At 44.7% G+C, this 16,464-nt stretch carries 17 protein-coding genes; 11 read left to right on the forward strand and 6 right to left on the reverse strand.

Going from position 1 to position 16,464, the window contains the following annotated elements:
* Positions 1-326: 326 nt before the first annotated feature.
* On the forward strand, positions 327-1,196 hold the full coding sequence (hag, locus tag NZD81_RS14495; RefSeq protein WP_040081686.1) for a flagellin Hag: 870 nt from the start codon (positions 327-329) through the stop codon (positions 1,194-1,196).
* A 204-nt stretch (positions 1,197-1,400) separates the two neighbouring features.
* Here the strand turns inward: hag and NZD81_RS14500 are convergent, their stop codons facing one another.
* A complete protein-coding gene (locus NZD81_RS14500) occupies positions 1,401-1,631 on the reverse strand; it encodes a hypothetical protein (protein WP_014665527.1) in 231 nt (76 codons plus the stop codon).
* Between the two features lie 217 nt (positions 1,632-1,848).
* On the opposite strand from NZD81_RS14500, the gene yvlA reads away from it, so the two are divergent.
* The 5 genes from yvlA to NZD81_RS14525 all read left to right on the forward strand — a co-directional run bounded on the left by yvlA (position 1,849) and on the right by NZD81_RS14525 (position 7,893).
* Entirely contained in the window at positions 1,849-2,175 is a 327-nt protein-coding gene (gene yvlA, locus NZD81_RS14505) for a protein YvlA (RefSeq protein ID WP_014665526.1), read from the forward strand.
* Between the two features lie 24 nt (positions 2,176-2,199).
* Entirely contained in the window at positions 2,200-3,297 is a 1,098-nt protein-coding gene (locus NZD81_RS14510) for a DUF4097 family beta strand repeat-containing protein (RefSeq protein ID WP_069150401.1), read from the forward strand.
* Between the two features lie 4 nt (positions 3,298-3,301).
* Positions 3,302-3,499, forward strand: a complete 198-nt coding sequence (locus tag NZD81_RS14515) for a PspC domain-containing protein (protein ID WP_014665524.1) — start codon at positions 3,302-3,304, stop codon at positions 3,497-3,499.
* Position 3,500: 1 nt separating this feature from the next.
* Positions 3,501-3,860, forward strand: a complete 360-nt coding sequence (locus NZD81_RS14520; RefSeq protein WP_003228066.1) for a phage holin family protein — start codon at positions 3,501-3,503, stop codon at positions 3,858-3,860.
* A gap of 163 nt (positions 3,861-4,023) precedes the next feature.
* The gene (locus tag NZD81_RS14525) at positions 4,024-7,893 is read left to right on the forward strand and encodes a lamin tail domain-containing metallophosphoesterase family protein (protein ID WP_289860937.1); all 3,870 of its coding nucleotides are present in this window, start codon (positions 4,024-4,026) and stop codon (positions 7,891-7,893) included.
* Positions 7,894-7,912: 19 nt separating this feature from the next.
* Here the strand turns inward: NZD81_RS14525 and nagR are convergent, their stop codons facing one another.
* From nagR to nagA, 3 genes are read right to left on the reverse strand one after another with little or no spacing between them, the layout of a single operon-like run.
* Complete coding sequence (gene nagR / locus NZD81_RS14530; RefSeq protein WP_103031078.1) at positions 7,913-8,644, reverse strand: N-acetylglucosamine utilization transcriptional regulator NagR; 732 nt, start codon at positions 8,642-8,644, stop codon at positions 7,913-7,915.
* A gap of 17 nt (positions 8,645-8,661) precedes the next feature.
* Complete coding sequence (nagB, locus tag NZD81_RS14535) at positions 8,662-9,390, reverse strand: glucosamine-6-phosphate deaminase (protein WP_069838634.1); 729 nt, start codon at positions 9,388-9,390, stop codon at positions 8,662-8,664.
* A complete protein-coding gene (gene nagA, locus NZD81_RS14540; RefSeq protein WP_289860938.1) occupies positions 9,387-10,577 on the reverse strand; it encodes an N-acetylglucosamine-6-phosphate deacetylase in 1,191 nt (396 codons plus the stop codon). The genes nagB and nagA overlap by 4 nt, the downstream gene beginning before the upstream one ends.
* Before the next feature lie 180 nt (positions 10,578-10,757).
* On the opposite strand from nagA, the gene hprK reads away from it, so the two are divergent.
* From hprK to hprF, 5 genes are read left to right on the forward strand one after another with little or no spacing between them, the layout of a single operon-like run.
* The gene (gene hprK, locus NZD81_RS14545) at positions 10,758-11,690 is read left to right on the forward strand and encodes an HPr(Ser) kinase/phosphatase (RefSeq protein WP_014665519.1); all 933 of its coding nucleotides are present in this window, start codon (positions 10,758-10,760) and stop codon (positions 11,688-11,690) included.
* A gap of 13 nt (positions 11,691-11,703) precedes the next feature.
* Positions 11,704-12,513: a prolipoprotein diacylglyceryl transferase gene (lgt, locus tag NZD81_RS14550; protein ID WP_014665518.1), complete on the forward strand. Its 810-nt coding sequence runs from the start codon at positions 11,704-11,706 to the stop codon at positions 12,511-12,513.
* 23 nt (positions 12,514-12,536) lie between these two features.
* Complete coding sequence (locus tag NZD81_RS14555; RefSeq protein ID WP_014665517.1) at positions 12,537-13,475, forward strand: nucleoside recognition domain-containing protein; 939 nt, start codon at positions 12,537-12,539, stop codon at positions 13,473-13,475.
* Entirely contained in the window at positions 13,472-14,122 is a 651-nt protein-coding gene (ppaX, locus tag NZD81_RS14560) for a pyrophosphatase PpaX (protein WP_289860939.1), read from the forward strand. Before NZD81_RS14555 ends, ppaX begins: the two co-directional genes overlap by 4 nt.
* Before the next feature lie 3 nt (positions 14,123-14,125).
* A complete protein-coding gene (gene hprF / locus NZD81_RS14565; RefSeq protein ID WP_289860940.1) occupies positions 14,126-14,644 on the forward strand; it encodes a heptaprenylglyceryl phosphate O-acetyltransferase in 519 nt (172 codons plus the stop codon).
* A gap of 19 nt (positions 14,645-14,663) precedes the next feature.
* On the opposite strand, the gene pelC is transcribed toward hprF, so the two are convergent.
* Both pelC and NZD81_RS14575 read right to left on the reverse strand, forming a co-directional pair.
* Positions 14,664-15,329 (reverse strand): pectate/pectin lyase PelC, encoded by a 666-nt coding sequence (gene pelC / locus NZD81_RS14570; protein WP_227099288.1) that lies wholly within the window; start codon positions 15,327-15,329, stop codon positions 14,664-14,666.
* 240 nt (positions 15,330-15,569) lie between these two features.
* Entirely contained in the window at positions 15,570-16,322 is a 753-nt protein-coding gene (locus NZD81_RS14575; RefSeq protein ID WP_069838639.1) for a C39 family peptidase, read from the reverse strand.
* Positions 16,323-16,464: the final 142 nt, after the last annotated feature.

Below are 16,464 nucleotides of genomic sequence, written 5' to 3' on the forward strand. Positions count from 1 at the left end.
AAGAGAGAACAGCTTGTCAGCAAGTCCATCCAGGGGCTTAGCAGGCAAGCTTTTTCTTTACGGCATAATAGGTTTAGAATCGTCTTTGGGTAAAATTTCTTTGGGAAAACGCCTAAACATTTACAAATTGCTGTCGATATATGAATTGAAAGGCGGATGATGATTTCCAAATCAAGCAGACAAACCCTATTAAGGGGTTTAAAGGCATCCTTAATCAATAACTGAATCTACATAGGTTAGAAGCTTTATTGGAATCTCATACGCCAGAAATCAAAGAAAAGGAAGTCTTTGATTTCAGAATAAATACACATGGAGGTAATTTACACATGAGAATTAACCACAATATCGCAGCACTTAACACACTGAACCGTTTGTCTTCAAACAACGGTGCGAGCCAAAAGAACATGGAGAAACTGTCTTCAGGCCTTCGTATCAACCGTGCGGGAGATGACGCAGCGGGTCTTGCGATCTCTGAAAAAATGAGAGGACAAATCAGAGGTCTTGAAATGGCTTCTAAAAACTCTCAAGACGGAATCTCTCTTATCCAAACAGCTGAGGGTGCATTGACTGAAACTCATGCAATCCTTCAACGTATGCGTGAACTTACTGTTCAAGCTGGAAACACTGGTACGCAAGATGATACTGACCTTCAAGCGATCCAAGACGAAATGGACTCTTTAATTGAAGAGATCGGTGGGCAAGACGGAAGTAAAGGTATTGCGGACCGTACGCAATTTAATGGTAAAAACCTGTTAGACGGTTCTTTTTCAGAAGCAAGCGGTAAACAGCTTACATTCCAAATTGGAGCGAATGGCGGACAGCAGTTAAGTGTAAACATTGAGAGCATGAAAGCTGCTGACTTAGGTTCAGACGCTATCAAAATCAAAGATATTAAAGTAACAGATTTCACAACTAATTCATTTGACGATCAACTTGGAGCTATCGACGCAGCAACGAATCAAGTATCTGCTCAACGCGCTAAACTTGGTGCGGTACAAAACCGTCTAGAGCACACAATCAACAACCTTGGTGCTTCTTCTGAAAACCTGACAGCTGCTGAGTCTCGTATCCGTGACGTTGACATGGCGAAAGAAATGAGCGAGTTCACAAAGAACAACATTCTTTCTCAAGCTTCTCAGGCGATGCTTGCTCAAGCAAACCAACAGCCGCAAAACGTGCTTCAATTGTTGCGTTAATTCTGAACGGCTATCTCTTTTTGATAGTCACAGTCACAGCTTGCCGACAGAGTCCATTAACTGGATGTGCCGGCAGGCTTTTTTTGTTACAATCATGATGTGACAGTTAGGGAATCACTTGTTTTTTCAAAACAAAAAAGGCAAGATATTGTCATCTAACCTTTAGCTTTGTTTCAGTTATCATAAATGAAATGTTTTCCGCAATTATAAAGTCTTCTTATACAGCTGCTTACTTACACTCATTAAATCTTGAACAATATGCGTGTTGCTGCTATCGAGGAGCACTTTTATATATTGGATATCGTGAGAGATCGGGAAGGGACCGTGAATCTGTTCAAGCTCGGCGATCATTTCACGATTCATTCTTTTTTGTTCATGAATCAGCTTTAACACGGATTCTTGTGTTACTGTATAGTCACTGGTATCTTTCTCCATTGCTTGTCCAGCCTCCTTGGTTGCCGTAAGCTTTTTACATATTGTAATCGGTATAGCCGGAAGATTCTACTTCTAAAACTTTTTAAAATCCAATTTCCGTAAATCGGAGCATGTCTAAAGAATGAATTTGAAACCTGAAGAGATTTTAAACGTATAAATAAGTAAAACGTCCCTGATCTTTTGTCATGGACAATTCACAATAGGAGTGTGGAATGAATTGAACCGTAATCAAGCTATTATTGCATCACTTTGTTACTTCAGTGTGTTCATTGCGCCAATCATTGTGCCGATTGTCGCTTATTTTGTAGTAAATGAGAAAGAAACAAAACGCCATGCGATACGTTCTCTTATTTCTCACATTGTTCCGTTTGTCGGCTGGCTGTTCCTTTTTATTGCTTTACTTGGCGGAGCTATTGCGATTGATGGAGACAGCCTTCTTCCCGTATTTGTAATCATTGGGGGAGCGGTTATTTATTTCTTGGTTGTCATTGGCATTATCATTTGGAATGTGATTCAGGGCATTAAGGTCCTGCGTGCAGCATAAGTAGACAATGGGGAGGAGATCGTAATGAAGCAAGAAAAGGAACGAATCCTTAAGCTTGTTGAGGAAGGGAAGCTTACCGCACAAGAGGCTTTGACACTGATTGAAAAACTTGACAGCGACTATAAGGAAAAAGAAGAGAAAATCACAGCGCTCTCAGTTCACGTTCATGACGAGGAAGAGCCATTTACAACGGCAAAAAAAGAGAGCGGCAAGCCGTCTTTAGGAGCCAAGCTGTTTGACTGGATTGATTCTGCTGTGAAAAAGGTCAAGGAAGTTGACCTTGATTTAAACTTCGGCCATGCATATGATGTTCAGCACATTTTTCAATTTAAAGATACTGACTTTTCCAGTGTCGAGCTGCAAATTGCCAATGGCAGCGTGAATATCGTCCCTTGGGAAGATGAGGATATCAGAGCGGAATGCCAGGCAAAGGTATATCGCGCTGACAGCCAGGATGCGGCGAGACATGCATTTCTTCAGCATATTGAATGCGAAATCAAAGGAAATAAGTTTTTTATCCGTACTGAGAAAAAGACGATGAAAACGAATGTCACTTTGTATATTCCTCAAAAGGAGTATGATAAGATTCGGGTGAAGCTGTTTAATGGACCGATCAGAGGGGAACATTTACATGTAAAAGAGTTCTCAGCGAAAACGACAAACGGTGTGCTGTCGTTCTCACATTTAACAGCTGGAAAAGCCATTGCTGAAACGGCCAACGGGCAAATTAAGCTCGCCAGCCACAGCTGCGGAACGATAGAAGCGGAAACCATTAACGGATTGATCGATCTCCGAGGGAAAAGCGAATCCATTGACGTTCAAAGCTTTAACGGAAATATTGCGATTAACGTAACAGAATCAGACTGCCGCTCCATTTATGCAAAAACAACGACTGGGAGTGTGGAGCTTGCGATTCCGGACGATCTCGCAGTGAAGGCAGAGCTGAAAAGCAATCTTGGTTCGCTGTCCCATGAATTAATGGATGTTGAGATGCTGAAGGAAAAAAATGAAACCATTCAAAAAGAAATGATGTTCACTTCAAATCAGGCACATGATCAAAACATCACCGTCTTCTCAGAATCATTAACAGGCGCCATCAAACTAAAGTACTCACAGAGGTGATCGAATGAATAAGCTTTATCGCTCAGAAAAAGACAAGAAAATCGCTGGTGTCATTGGAGGTCTCGCGGAATATTTCAATTGGGATGCATCACTCCTCAGAGTCATAACTGTCATCTTAGCAATTATGACAAGTGTCTTACCGGTTTTGCTCATTTATATCATTTGGATTTTTATCGTCCCGTCAGAAAGGGATATGAAATGACATGGTAAAATGGGCAGTCAGCATTTTAGTCAATGCATTGTTATTAATCGTCATTGATGGATATATTGACTCCATCCATATCAGCAGCATTGGGGCAGCGATTATCGCCAGCCTCATTTTATCGATCTTAAACGTGCTGATTAAACCGCTTTTAATTATTTTTACACTGCCGGTCACCATGGTGACGCTTGGGCTCTTCTTGTTTGTGATTAACGCCATCACACTGATGATGACTGCGTCCATCATGGGTGACAGTTTTCAAATCGACGGCTTCGGCACAGCGATATGGGCATCCGTTATCCTGTCGGTATTTCATTTATTGATTCAAAAAGGCATTTTAGAGCCGCTTAGAAAAAAATAAAAAAAAGCTGCCGCAAAGGCAGCTTTTTTACATGTTCTGCAGCCTTCTTAAAAAATTGTGAAGTAATCGCTTTTTGTTGCTTTGTCAGATTGGACATTGTTTAAAAATGAACTCATAAGCTTCCCTGTTCAGACGCAAAATACATGAAAAGGGAGGTGTTTTGGTGAGGAAATACACATTTATCGCTTCTGTGCTATTGTCTTTTCTTTCCGTTTTGTCTGGCGGCCATCATGAATCGAAAGTTTTTCCTGTTATACAGCAGGAACCATTTCAAACGCCTCATTACATACCTTTGCTTGAAAATCCTCCTCAAATTGATGTGAAAGCTGAAATGAGAAGCAACCTAATGATTGAGGCTCAAGTTCGCGACAATTCGTATCAAGCATTTTCCGCCTTTCTTTTTTACAAACAAAGTAATGAGCTGGGCTACAAAATGGTGCCGATGGATCCGACACCCGGAGCGGTCCGCAAGTTTTTGGCGCAAATTCCGAAACGTTTGATTTGGAACAGCGAGCTTGAGTATTACATTGTGATGTCGAATGGGAAGCAGCGGGTGGAGTCGGAGACGCAGAAACTGAAGCTTGAAGGATACCAGGCTGACCTTGCGCATATTCCAGAGCTTCTGATCACAGAGCTGGCGGTTGATACGAAGAACATAGGACGCGCAGACGGTTATGAATTTATTGAGATTTATAATACGACTGACAGAACGATTGATTTTAAAGACTACCATATCCGTTACCGCTACCCAAAAGAAGGGCCTGACTCCGATTTGATTTGGAGACCTGATGAAAAGATCTTGATACCATCCGGTGAAACGTTTGTTATCTGGCTGAAGCCTGCCGGGCATCCAGAATTGACGCCGGAGGATTTCAATCGGTATTATCAGACACAATTAATAGAAGGAAAAAATCTTGCGGTGATAGACGAGACAGAGGGTATGGCCAATACGAGGCCGCGGGCGGTTGTAATATCAACGAATACAGGAAAGGATATTTCGGCAGCGCATTATCGGAAACATGCGTTGCGCCGGCTGTCATCTGTGCTTTACAAGTATCCGCTAAACGGAACTGCAGAACTTTTGAACATTTCAATCGGGGAAAAAAATCCGTCTCCCGGAACCGTATTACAGGCACAGGTACCCGAGCAGAAACGGAAAATCAAGCTGGATAAAGAAAAGCCGGTTATTGAGGATTTGACTGACCGCAAGCCTGTCCGCCCTGCTGAAAGCATTGAGCTGCGGGCTGACATAAGGGATCGCAGTCTGGTGAAAACAGCAGCTTTTTACTACCGGACGGATGAAAACAAACCGTTTAAGCGAATTCTTGCTGAAAAAGACCGCAACGATAATCTTTACCATTATATAGTGTATTCACCTGAACTGATTGGGAAAGATCAGCTTGAGTATTACGTGGCGGCCGGGGACGGGATCAATGAAGCAAGAACGCCTGTTAAAATGATTGATATTAAACAAACAAGCAAGTCGCATGGTTTGCGGATGAACATTGAAAACAGAGACACGCTGTCGGGAACTCAATTTCTCAAAGCCACGACAGACGGGCGAGCAGACAGCATTAAGCTATGGATTGACGGAAAAAAACAAGTGACAGAGCCGGCGATGGAGAAAGAAGTGTATTTTGCGTTTGATACGAGGAAAACGAATCTTTATTTTAAAAACGCGGTAACGATGGAAGGCAAAGTATTAAAAGTGTTCGATGATACGACAAATAAATACCGCACCTATTCTGTTCCATTGCCGGAGACGCTGCTGCGCAAAGGGAAGCAGCTGCAGCGTATTACAATACGATCGGGTTCAAAGGTGTCACCATATGATACGGCTGAAAACCGTGATGACTTCTTAGTCAAAAACGCCCGATTGGTGTTATCGGATGGAACGGTGATCAGGGATGAGAGGGTTTCCCCTGAGAAGGAACTCTTGATTGGCGATAATCAGCGCTCGAATAAAAGCTGGCAATTCCAATTCAATCTGCCTGACGGACTGTTTACATCACAGCTGCTGGAGTGGGATACATCAAAGCTTTCTGAAGGCGCTCACCATATTCAAGCAAGCAACGGCAAGGAAAATGTCAGCCTGGTTGTAAGGGTAGATAATTCAGGGCCTCACATTGAGCCGAATATTACCGAGGGGCAAACATATAAAGGAAACCTTATCCTGCAGGCGGATATGTATGATAAATGGAGCATAATTGAGGAAGCGGAAGCGTTTTTAGATGGGGAAAGCATTACACTTCCATATCATACGTCATCCTCTGAACTTTTGCCGGGAAAACATTCTCTAAAAGTGACGGCAACGGATCTTGCGGGCAATAAAACAGTTATTGAGAGGACGTTTAAAATTGAACGAGAGCATCCGGACCAGCCGGAGGTGATAGACACCGAAGCTGACACGCATAAGGCCAAGCTTTCTGTGCGGGTGAAGGATCCGACGAATGATGCCATGGATGTTGGTTTTTATAGGGGATTTCAATATACAGCGCGGAATCATGTGAAAATATTTAAGCACGCGTCACTGACTGAACCGCCGAAAAGCTTTGTGCCGGAAAGTGAGACTCCGTTTACGAATAAAGAATTGGAGCTGGTATCTGCTGCTGATGGAAAAACAGTATCGACAGAAAAGAAAGAGCTTTTCCCTTATCATCGCTTTGAAGTGACTGTTGATCAATCCGTGGATGAGAATGATTTGGCGGAAGCAGTTTGGAAGGGCAGTTCTTTGCCGGGGAGAAAGGTGACGATGTATGCCTGGAATTATCGGACAAATGAATGGCAGCCCGTTGACAGCTTTGTCGCGAAGGATGACAAACCATTTACGCTGAAAGCGTCTGTGATCGCCTCCGATTTTGTACGGGAGTCGAAAATGAACGTGATCGTACAGGATGAAATTCCTCCTGCGAAGGATATGTACACATTTGTCTGGATGTCTGATACACAGTATTACGCCGAAAGCTATCCGCATATTTTTGATAAACAGACCGAATGGATAAAAGATAATCAAAAGCAGCTCAATATCAAATATGTGTTCCACACGGGTGATATTGTAGATGATTCTGCCGATATCAGACAGTGGAAAAACGCTGATCGGTCAATGTCCGTTCTGGATAAGAGCGGAATTCCATACGGCGTGCTGGCCGGTAATCACGATGTCGGGCATAAGGATGGTTCCTACAGGGCGTTTGGCAAATATTTTGGCAGCGATCGTTTTGATAAAAAATTGCATTACGGCGGTTCCTATAAAAACAACCGCGGACATTATGACCTGATTTCGAGCAACGGCAACGATTATATCATGCTTTACATGGGATGGGGCATTACGGATGAAGACATCGCGTGGATGAATCAGGTGCTGAAGAAGCACCCTGACCGGATGGCCATTTTAGCTTTTCATGAGTATTTGCTGGTCAGCGGAAACAGAAGCCCAATCGGAGAGAAAATATTCAAAGAAATCGTGAAGCCGAATCCGAATGTGGTGATGGTGTTGAGCGGGCATTATCATAGTGCGATGAGAAAAACAGATGAGCTGGATGATGATGGTGATGGAAAACCGGATCGTCTCGTGCATCAAATGCTGGCCGATTATCAGGGCGGGCCAGAAGGCGGGCAAGGGTATTTGCGTTTGCTTCAATTTGACCAAGCCAATGACATGGTGCACGTATCGACGTACTCTCCGTATGTAAAGGATAAGAATTACTATGATACGGACACCTATGGCAACAAGGATGAATTTTCCCTTTCGCTTGATTTGAAGCCAAGAATCAAAAAGGTGGAAACCGATTATTTTGAATGTAACGTATATACCAATGAAGAGCTCGGAAAACGAGAGCAAGTGAAGAGCGGGGATACAGCTGAATTCCACTGGGATCATCTTGAACCGCAGTCTGTTTATTATTGGTACATTATCGTGGAAGACAGTTTTAACGGCAAAACGAAATCACCGATCTGGAAGTTCAAGACGAAAAAAGAGACATATCGTCCGGCACCAGACCAGTTTGATTTTCGCCATGTCTCCAATCCTTGAAAAGGGTTGGAGGCTTTTTTTATGAAAGACGATCCATATAGTGGACAAATGTATAACGGTCGCCTCTGTATACGGATTTTGCATGCTCAAAAGCAGTTCCGTTCTGCAGATATGTTGTTCGTTTGATTAATAGGACAGGCGCTCCCTTTTGGATACCAAGAATGTGTGCTTCTTCCGAGGTGGCAGCGCTTGGCTCAAGCTCCTGTTTGGCACGGGCAATCGGTATGTTGTTGTACCTTTCAATATGCTCGTAAATCGACGACTGAAAATGCGATTTATTTAATTCACCCGCAAGCTCAAACGGAATATGTGAGGACTCAATCGCCATCGGAATATCATTTGCCAGCCGCACCCGAGTGATTTTATGGATAGAGGAGGGGTGCCCGCAGCCTAATATAGCCGCGAGCTCCTCAGTTGAATCAATAAGCTGATAATCAATGAGCTTGCTGCCCGGTGTCATTCCGCGGCTTTTCATATCCTCGGTAAAGCTTGTCAGTCCTTGGAGGGCTTGTTCCATTTTTGGCTTGCTGACAAAGGTGCCCCGCCCTTTCAGGCGATAGAGCAAGCCTTCATTAACTAAATTAGAAAGCGCCTGGCGAACCGTCATCCGGCTGATCCCGAATTGTTCGGCATATTCGCGCTCAGAAGGAAGAGGCATGTCCGGCTGCAGCTCTCCGCTCTTAATTTGGTTTTTTAGTTGCTCCATAATCTGATAATAAATCGGAATAGGCGATTGTTTATTGATATGCATAAGTCAGCATGTTCCTTTCAAGGTCTTAATGACGCGGCTTCACGATCAATCAAAACCGTAACATCGGAATGCAGGTGCAAAGCAGATGCGGGAAACTCTTCGCTTATGTTTCCTTCTAACAGCTTACTTACAGCTTCCGCTTTGCTTTTTCCAGAAATGATCAGCAGAATGCGCTTGCTTGAGAGTATTGTTTGAATTCCCATTGTCAGTGCTTTTTTCGGCACGCTGTCTATGGAAGGAAAATATCTGGCATTCGCTTGGCGGGTTTGCTCATTTAATGTCACAACATGAGTTCGCGACTTGAAGGACGTTCCCGGTTCGTTAAAGCCGATGTGTCCGTTTCGCCCGATGCCGAGAAGCTGTATGTCAGTGCCGCCCAGGGATTCGACTAGCTGTTCATACCGTCGGCATTCGGCTTCCAAATCGTCTGCATTTCCATTTGGAATAAAATGCCGGTTAGGCTTGCTGTTGATATGCTGAAAAAAACGGTCGTTCATATAGAAATGATAGCTGTTCGGATCGTTGTTTGAAAGTCCGGCGTACTCATCCAAATTAACTGTAGTGACGTTTTGAAATGAGAGATTCTCAGTTTGGTGCAGGCGGATCAGCTCGCGATATGTGCCTTCCGGCGTGCCGCCTGTCGCTAAACCGAGAACGGCATCAGGCTTATCTTTGATTGTAGCTGCTGTTATTCTGGCTGCTTTTTGGCTTAGCTCTTCATACGTTTGACATTCCATTACTTTCATATCTGGTCAGCCTCCTTGGATATAAATGCAATGTTTCCGCGGCAAATGGTGAGAATTACCTCACAATCACTGCTGACAATCACCAGATCTGCATCTTTTCCCACTGCCACACTGCCTTTTCGGTCAAAGATGCCCAGCTGTTTGGCCGCGTTTGCAGAAGTTATATTAGCTATATCCATCCAAGAGCAATTTGTAAACTCACGCATATGCCGTGCGCCATCGTTCATTTTGAGGATCGAACCGGCAAGGGTTCCGTCTGAAAGAAGAGCTGTTCGTCCTCTTACCGTCACACTTTGGCCGCCGAATTCATATACGCCGTCCTTCAGTCCTTTTGCCCTCATGGAATCAGTAATTAAAATGAGCTTGCTGCTGCCTTTTGCCAGAAAAGCAAGCTTTGCCGCTAAAGGATGGGAGTGGATGCCATCGGCGATAAGCTCTGTCACAAATCCATCATGAGCCAGTGCCATTCCAATTACTCCGGGTTCTCGGTGATGAAACGGGCTCATCGCGTTGTACAGATGGGTCATATGGGTCGCGCCTGCTTTGGCGGCCTCCGACAGCAATGCGGAATCGGCATCTGTGTGCCCCATGGACGCAATAATCGATTCGTCTTTCAAATGGCGGATCAGTTCAAAATGCTGATCCTCCTCCGGCGCAAGTGTAACAATTTTGATCAGTCCGCCCGCCTCCTGCTGCCACTTTTTGAACAGCGCAACATCAGTAGGCCTGATCCACTCTTTTGGCTGGGCTCCGGCTCTTTTAGGTGAAACAAAGGGACCCTCTAAATGAATGCCGAGCAGTTCCGCACCTAATAAAGAGGACTCTTCAGCCGCTTTCCACTCTCTTGCATTCACCAGCGCTTGAGAAATGTTCCCATGCTCTTGGGTAATTGTTGTGGCTAAAAAGCTCGTCGTGCCTTCTTCGGGCAGTCTTGACGACATGATGTCAAGGGCGGAAAAGCTTGCGTCCATCATATCCGCTCCATAGCCCCCGTGGATATGAATGTCAATCATGCCGGGAAGCAAAACGGAATCCGCAGGTGCTTGAATCTCTTTTGAATATGACTCCTTGGGCCGTTCTATTGAGACTGTGCTGATTTTTCCGTCATTGATTCCGACATAGCCGTTTTTGATTACTTCATTTTCTGTCACGATCGATATGCCTTTGATAAGAAGACTCTCTGCCATAGATGATCCGCCTTTCTGTAATTTGAATACCTTTATTTTACTCTTTTTCAGACTAGTGATCTAGACCAGCTGAGGTGTTTTCCCGCCTTTATAAAATCTGTTTTAGGTTCAAGCCCGAAAGTGATAAAATGAAAGTATTGTGAGCAAGCTCGGGGCAGCCCGGAACAGGAGGAACATATCGTGGCAAAGGTTCGCACAAAAGACGTAATGGAACAGTTCAATTTGGAATTAATCAGCGGAGAAGAAGGAATTAACCGCCCGATTACAATGAGTGACCTATCAAGACCAGGCATTGAAATTGCCGGATATTTTACATATTACCCGAGAGAGCGCGTGCAGCTTCTTGGAAAAACAGAGCTTTCTTTCTTTGAACAGCTTCCGGAAGAGGATAAAAAGCAGCGAATGGAGTCTCTGTGCACTGATGTAACACCAGCTATTATTCTTTCTAGAGATATGCCAATCCCGCAGGAGCTGATTGACGCTTCTGAGAAAAATGGGGTGCCTGTCCTCAGATCGCCGCTAAAAACGACAAGACTGTCAAGCCGATTAACCAACTTTCTTGAGAGCCGGCTGGCGCCTACCACGGCGATTCATGGCGTTCTTGTCGATATATATGGTGTCGGCGTGCTGATTACAGGAAAAAGCGGCGTCGGGAAAAGTGAAACAGCGCTGGAGCTTGTGAAACGGGGGCACCGTCTTGTCGCCGATGATTGCGTTGAAATTCGGCAGGAGGATCAGGATACCCTTGTCGGAAACGCTCCGGAATTAATTGAGCATCTCCTTGAAATCAGGGGGCTTGGCATTATCAACGTGATGACGCTGTTTGGCGCCGGCGCGGTCAGAAGCAATAAACGAATCACGATTGTCATGAACCTTGAACTTTGGGAGCAGGGCAAGCAATACGACCGTCTCGGGCTTGAGGAAGAAACCATGAAAATCATTGATACAGAAATCACAAAACTGACGATTCCCGTCCGTCCTGGCCGAAATCTGGCAGTCATCATCGAAGTGGCAGCAATGAACTTTAGATTGAAGCGGATGGGGCTGAATGCCGCTGAGCAATTTACGAACAAGCTGGCGGACGTCATTGAAGACGGTGAACAAGAGGAATAGGAGTTGGCGTTAAATGAATGAAGCGATAGAACCACTCAATCCCATAGCTTTTCAGCTGGGGCCGTTAGCCGTCCATTGGTACGGAATCATTATCGGTCTCGGCGCTTTGCTGGGGCTGTGGATTGCGATGAGGGAAAGTGAGAAACGGGGGCTGCAGAAAGATACGTTTATTGATCTTGTCTTGTTTGCCATTCCGATTGCAATTATTTGCGCACGAATTTATTACGTTGCCTTTGAATGGGATTATTATGCGGCACATCCGGGAGAGATCATTAAGATCTGGAAGGGCGGCATTGCCATTCACGGCGGGCTAATTGGCGCCATTTTAACTGGTTATGTGTTTTCGAGAGTGAAAAACCTTTCGTTCTGGAAGCTTGCGGATATTGCCGCGCCAAGCATTTTGCTCGGCCAAGCGATCGGCCGCTGGGGGAACTTCATGAATCAGGAAGCGCACGGCGAGGCTGTCAGCAGAGCCTTTTTAGAAAGCCTGCACCTGCCTGAATTTATCATCAATCAAATGTACATCAATGGGCAATATTATCATCCTACCTTTTTATATGAATCACTATGGAGCTTTGTCGGCGTTATTGTTTTACTGCTTCTGCGCAGAGCGAATTTGCGAAGAGGCGAGATGTTCTTGATCTATATCATTTGGTATTCAATCGGAAGATACTTTATTGAAGGAATGCGGACTGACAGCTTAATGCTGACAGAATCACTTCGCATTGCTCAGGTGATTTCAATCGTGTTGATTGTTTTGGCTGTGGCAGCCATCATCTTCAGACGCGTCAAGGGATACTCGAAGGAGCGGTACGCGGAGTAGACGTCAACAAAGGGGGATGGGGGATGAAGAAGATCTTTCTGGCCGGTCTTGCGGCAGGTCTTCAAACAACATGGACACTCGGTAAAGTCATTTTCCCGGTAACACTATTGGTCACTTTGCTTCAGCATACGCCTGTCATGGATTGGCTTGTACGGCTGATCACACCGGTAATGGGTCTCTTCGGGCTTTCCGGTGAAGCGGCCATTCCGCTTGTGCTGGGAAATATGCTGAATCTGTATGCGGGAATTGCCGGGATTTTGACGTTGGATTTGTCTGTAAAAGAAGTCTTTATTTTAGCTGTTATGCTTTCATTCTGTCATAATTTGATTATCGAATCGACAGTTGCCGCAAAGGTTGGCATCAGAATTGGCGTTATATTGGCGGTGCGTATCGGTTTGGCCGCTGTGTCAGCCATCGTCATCAACCTCATTTGGCATGGCGGACAGGAAACGGCACAGTACGGTTTTATCGCTGCGAAGAGCGTTGCGCCGGACAGCTGGCTGGCAATGCTGGCAGAAGCCTTAACGAAAGCCGGGCTTGGTGTTTTGCAGCTGGCGGCAATAGTAATCCCGCTGATGATCATCATCCAGTTTTTAAGAGATTTAGGCTGGCTGCATCGGTTCTCCAGGTGGCTCTCGCCGTTTACGCAGCTGCTTGGCATGAATAAAAATACGTCTATGACGATGGTGGCGGGACTGACGATTGGTCTGGCCTACGGAGCGGGTGTCATGATCAAAGCTGTCGAGGATGACGGCGTGAGCAAGCGGGACATGACTTTGGCATTTATATTTCTCGTTGCCTGCCATGCGGTCGTGGAAGATACACTTGTCTTTATTCCGCTCGGCATACCGGTCTGGCCTCTTCTTCTTATTCGTGTCACCACAGCAGTTCTGCTGACAATGGCTATTGCGCATACATGGAAAAAGTGGAAACCCTCAGCGGTTGGAAAGGAAGCAATATGAGTGACAAACAAGTAACGACGATTCTGTTTGATTTAGACGGAACGCTTATTAATACGAATGAATTAATTATCGCGTCCTTTTTGCATACACTGGAGCATTATTATCCGGGCAAGTATAAACGAGAAGATGTCCTTGCGTTTATCGGACCGTCTCTTTTTGAAACGTTCTCCTCGATGGACCCTGATAAATGCGAGGATATGATCGCTATGTACAGAGCATACAATCATGACATGCATGATTCACTCGTGACTGAATATGAAACGGTATATGAGACCCTGGATGCATTAAAAAAAGCCGGCTTTCAATTAGGAATTGTGACAACAAAATTAAGAGATACTGTCAATATGGGCCTCAAGCTCACGGGAATCGGAGAATTCTTTGAAACGGTTGTTACCCTTGATGATGTGACAAATGCGAAGCCTGATCCCGAGCCTGTGCTGTTAGCGCTGAAACAGCTAGGAAGCAAGCACGAGGAAGCCATTATGGTCGGTGATAATTACCATGATGTGCTGGCAGGGAAAAACGCCGGAACAAAAACCGCAGGAGTCGCATGGACGATTAAAGGGCCGGAAACGCTGGCGAAGCATGAGCCTGATTTTATGCTTGAGAAAATGAGTGATCTATTACAAATTGTTGGAGTGAAGTAATCTGTGAGAAAAACAGATCGTCATCCGGTCTCGGGGGCCAACTCACTGTGGCATGTCTATCAAACGGTCCCTTTTGTAAAGGTCGTCAAAAATTTCATTGTCATACAAATTGCGCGATATACACCGTTTATAGGGATGAAAAACTGGCTGTACCGTACATTTCTGGGGATGAAGGTTGGAAAACAGACATCCTTTGCCCTCATGGTGATGCCAGATATCATGTTTCCGGAAAAGATCTCAGTCGGAACGAATACAATCATCGGGTACAATACGACCATTTTGGCCCATGAGTATTTGATTCAGGAATACCGGATCGGCAAAGTTCTGATCGGAGACGAAGTAATGATTGGTGCCAACACGACCATTCTGCCTGGAGTGGAAATAGGGGATGGCGCAGTTGTGTCCGCCGGAACGCTTGTCCATAAGGATGTGCCTGACGGGGCATTTGTCGGTGGGAATCCGATGAGGATCATCTATACGAAGGAAGAAATGCAAGAAAGATTGAAAAAGTCCGCTGAATAAACATCAGCGGACTTTTTTGTTAAAATTGAATATTGTTGTTTTCGTAAATATGCTGAACGCCAATCCATTTTTGACCGACATGAGAGTAGCGTGTGTTTGTCATTCTGACCGTGCTTGTTTTGCTGTCCGTCCGGAATATCGCTTCCTTCATGTTTGTGATGGTGCACTTATCAATGATCACATCAACGTGGAAGGTTGAACCGCCAAGCTGTCTAATGAACTTCCCGCCATTGTCTGCCGTGAAATTTTTCACTGTGAATGTACTGGCTTTATTGATTTGGAAAATCTTATCTGACGCTTTTTGAGCAGAGCCGCCGTCGATGGTCACTTTACCTTCCTTCTTCACGGTTAACGCATCCTCACCAACATCTTCCCACTTCACATTCTGAATGTTAACGTTTCCATAAGTGTGCACGCCATCAGCAGCAGGTGCGCCGAGCACCACATTTTTCAGAGTTGCTCCATCCTCCACACGAAAAACAGGTTTTTGGTTTTCGGACTGGCTTCCGTCACCTAGTTCTTTCCCTGCCACAAACCGCTGTCCTTTCCCGTCATATGTTGTATTTTTTGGTACGATAATTGTTTCGTGAACCACTTTGTCAGCTGCAAAAGCAGTTGATGACTGAAACTGGCTGAAACCCATAACCAAACCGAACATAAATAGGATAGACACGATTTTTTTCAATGATAAAATCCTCCCCGGATATCTTTCATTTTTTGCAAGAGAAGCGTCAGCGACTTGCACCGGCTTCTCTCGCATAGATCGGGGCAAGGCTGAATCTGCTTTAATCATAAAAACAGACAGCCTGAAAGTAAAGACAATTTTGGTTGAAAAATGGAAAATGAATCGATCTTACCGATTGAAACAAAAAGCATGAATATTGTCGTATTTGCTCAGGATAGAGCATATGCGGCTTTCAGGTGTTTACTTTTGAATAACCACGGCCTGGCTGCCCATTTGTTTCCACGCTTTTTCAAAGCTCGTCCTATCGGTTTTTCTGTTTTTATAGCCATACGGGTCATTGAGATACACATATTTCTCATCATATCCCGTAACAGCGACGCTGTGTTCGCTGTACGTAATCTCTATCGTTCCGCTTGGCGTTTTCCATGTCTGCATGTTGTCAACTGGCGCAAAACTGGCGGTCGTAATGACCCAAACTGGATTGCCTTTTTCAAGCTGCTGATAAACAGCGGAAATACTTTTTCCAGTCAGATCTGATACTTTGTCTCCGGCATAGGTTTTCGCCAGCTGATAGATCGGTCGATGGTAGACACCGAGACCAGGGCCATTTGCCATATCCCCGACAAATCCGTCATTCGGATTACCTTTTAATCCGCTGCTGTATGTCAAAGGCACTGTGGCAATCTGGTTTGCCAGGGTGTTTTTTGTCACGTCGTATCCCGCGTAATTCAGCACCATCGCAAGGCTTGTTACTTCACAGCCGTTATAGAGCCGAGGCGCGTCCATTTGATTGTAAAGGATGACATCAAGCGGCTTTGCGCTTCCCTTCAGCTCCTTTTTGCTATTCGCACCTGTATCTGTATCGCTGTCAGAAACCGCTTTTTTAAGACTGTTCAAAAAAGGAATATCTATATCTTTTGCATCTATTTTAAGTCCGAAAAAAATAACGCCTGAAAGAATCATCAGGACACATAGAGTTCGCAGTGTTTTCATCTTTATCTCCTTGTTCTCTATTTGATTTGTATTATAGCATGCCAAACATAAAGAATTTGAGATATTACGTACCTTTAATACATTGTTCATGATTTTTTCATAATGGGAGAAGGATATTTGGACTAAAAAAATTCTGGCTAAA

The sequence above is a fragment of the Bacillus sp. B.PNR1 genome (genome assembly GCF_030386235.1).
Taxonomy (GTDB): domain Bacteria; phylum Bacillota; class Bacilli; order Bacillales; family Bacillaceae; genus Bacillus; species Bacillus stercoris.

Bases quoted from the DNA above. Each gene is read 5' to 3' on its own strand.
- hag (WP_040081686.1), top strand. From the start codon at position 327: ATGAGAATTAACCACAATATCGCAGCACTTAACACACTGAACCGTTTG.
- NZD81_RS14500 (WP_014665527.1), bottom strand. From the start codon at position 1,631: ATGGAGAAAGATACCAGTGACTATACAGTAACACAAGAATCCGTGTTA.
- NZD81_RS14510 (WP_069150401.1), top strand. From the start codon at position 2,200: ATGAAGCAAGAAAAGGAACGAATCCTTAAGCTTGTTGAGGAAGGGAAG.
- NZD81_RS14515 (WP_014665524.1), top strand. From the start codon at position 3,302: ATGAATAAGCTTTATCGCTCAGAAAAAGACAAGAAAATCGCTGGTGTC.
- NZD81_RS14520 (WP_003228066.1), top strand. From the start codon at position 3,501: ATGGTAAAATGGGCAGTCAGCATTTTAGTCAATGCATTGTTATTAATC.
- nagR (WP_103031078.1), bottom strand. From the start codon at position 8,644: ATGCATATCAATAAACAATCGCCTATTCCGATTTATTATCAGATTATG.
- nagB (WP_069838634.1), bottom strand. From the start codon at position 9,390: ATGAAAGTAATGGAATGTCAAACGTATGAAGAGCTAAGCCAAAAAGCA.
- nagA (WP_289860938.1), bottom strand. From the start codon at position 10,577: ATGGCAGAGAGTCTTCTTATCAAAGGCATATCGATCGTGACAGAAAAT.
- lgt (WP_014665518.1), top strand. From the start codon at position 11,704: ATGAATGAAGCGATAGAACCACTCAATCCCATAGCTTTTCAGCTGGGG.
- NZD81_RS14555 (WP_014665517.1), top strand. From the start codon at position 12,537: ATGAAGAAGATCTTTCTGGCCGGTCTTGCGGCAGGTCTTCAAACAACA.
- ppaX (WP_289860939.1), top strand. From the start codon at position 13,472: ATGAGTGACAAACAAGTAACGACGATTCTGTTTGATTTAGACGGAACG.
- NZD81_RS14575 (WP_069838639.1), bottom strand. From the start codon at position 16,322: ATGAAAACACTGCGAACTCTATGTGTCCTGATGATTCTTTCAGGCGTT.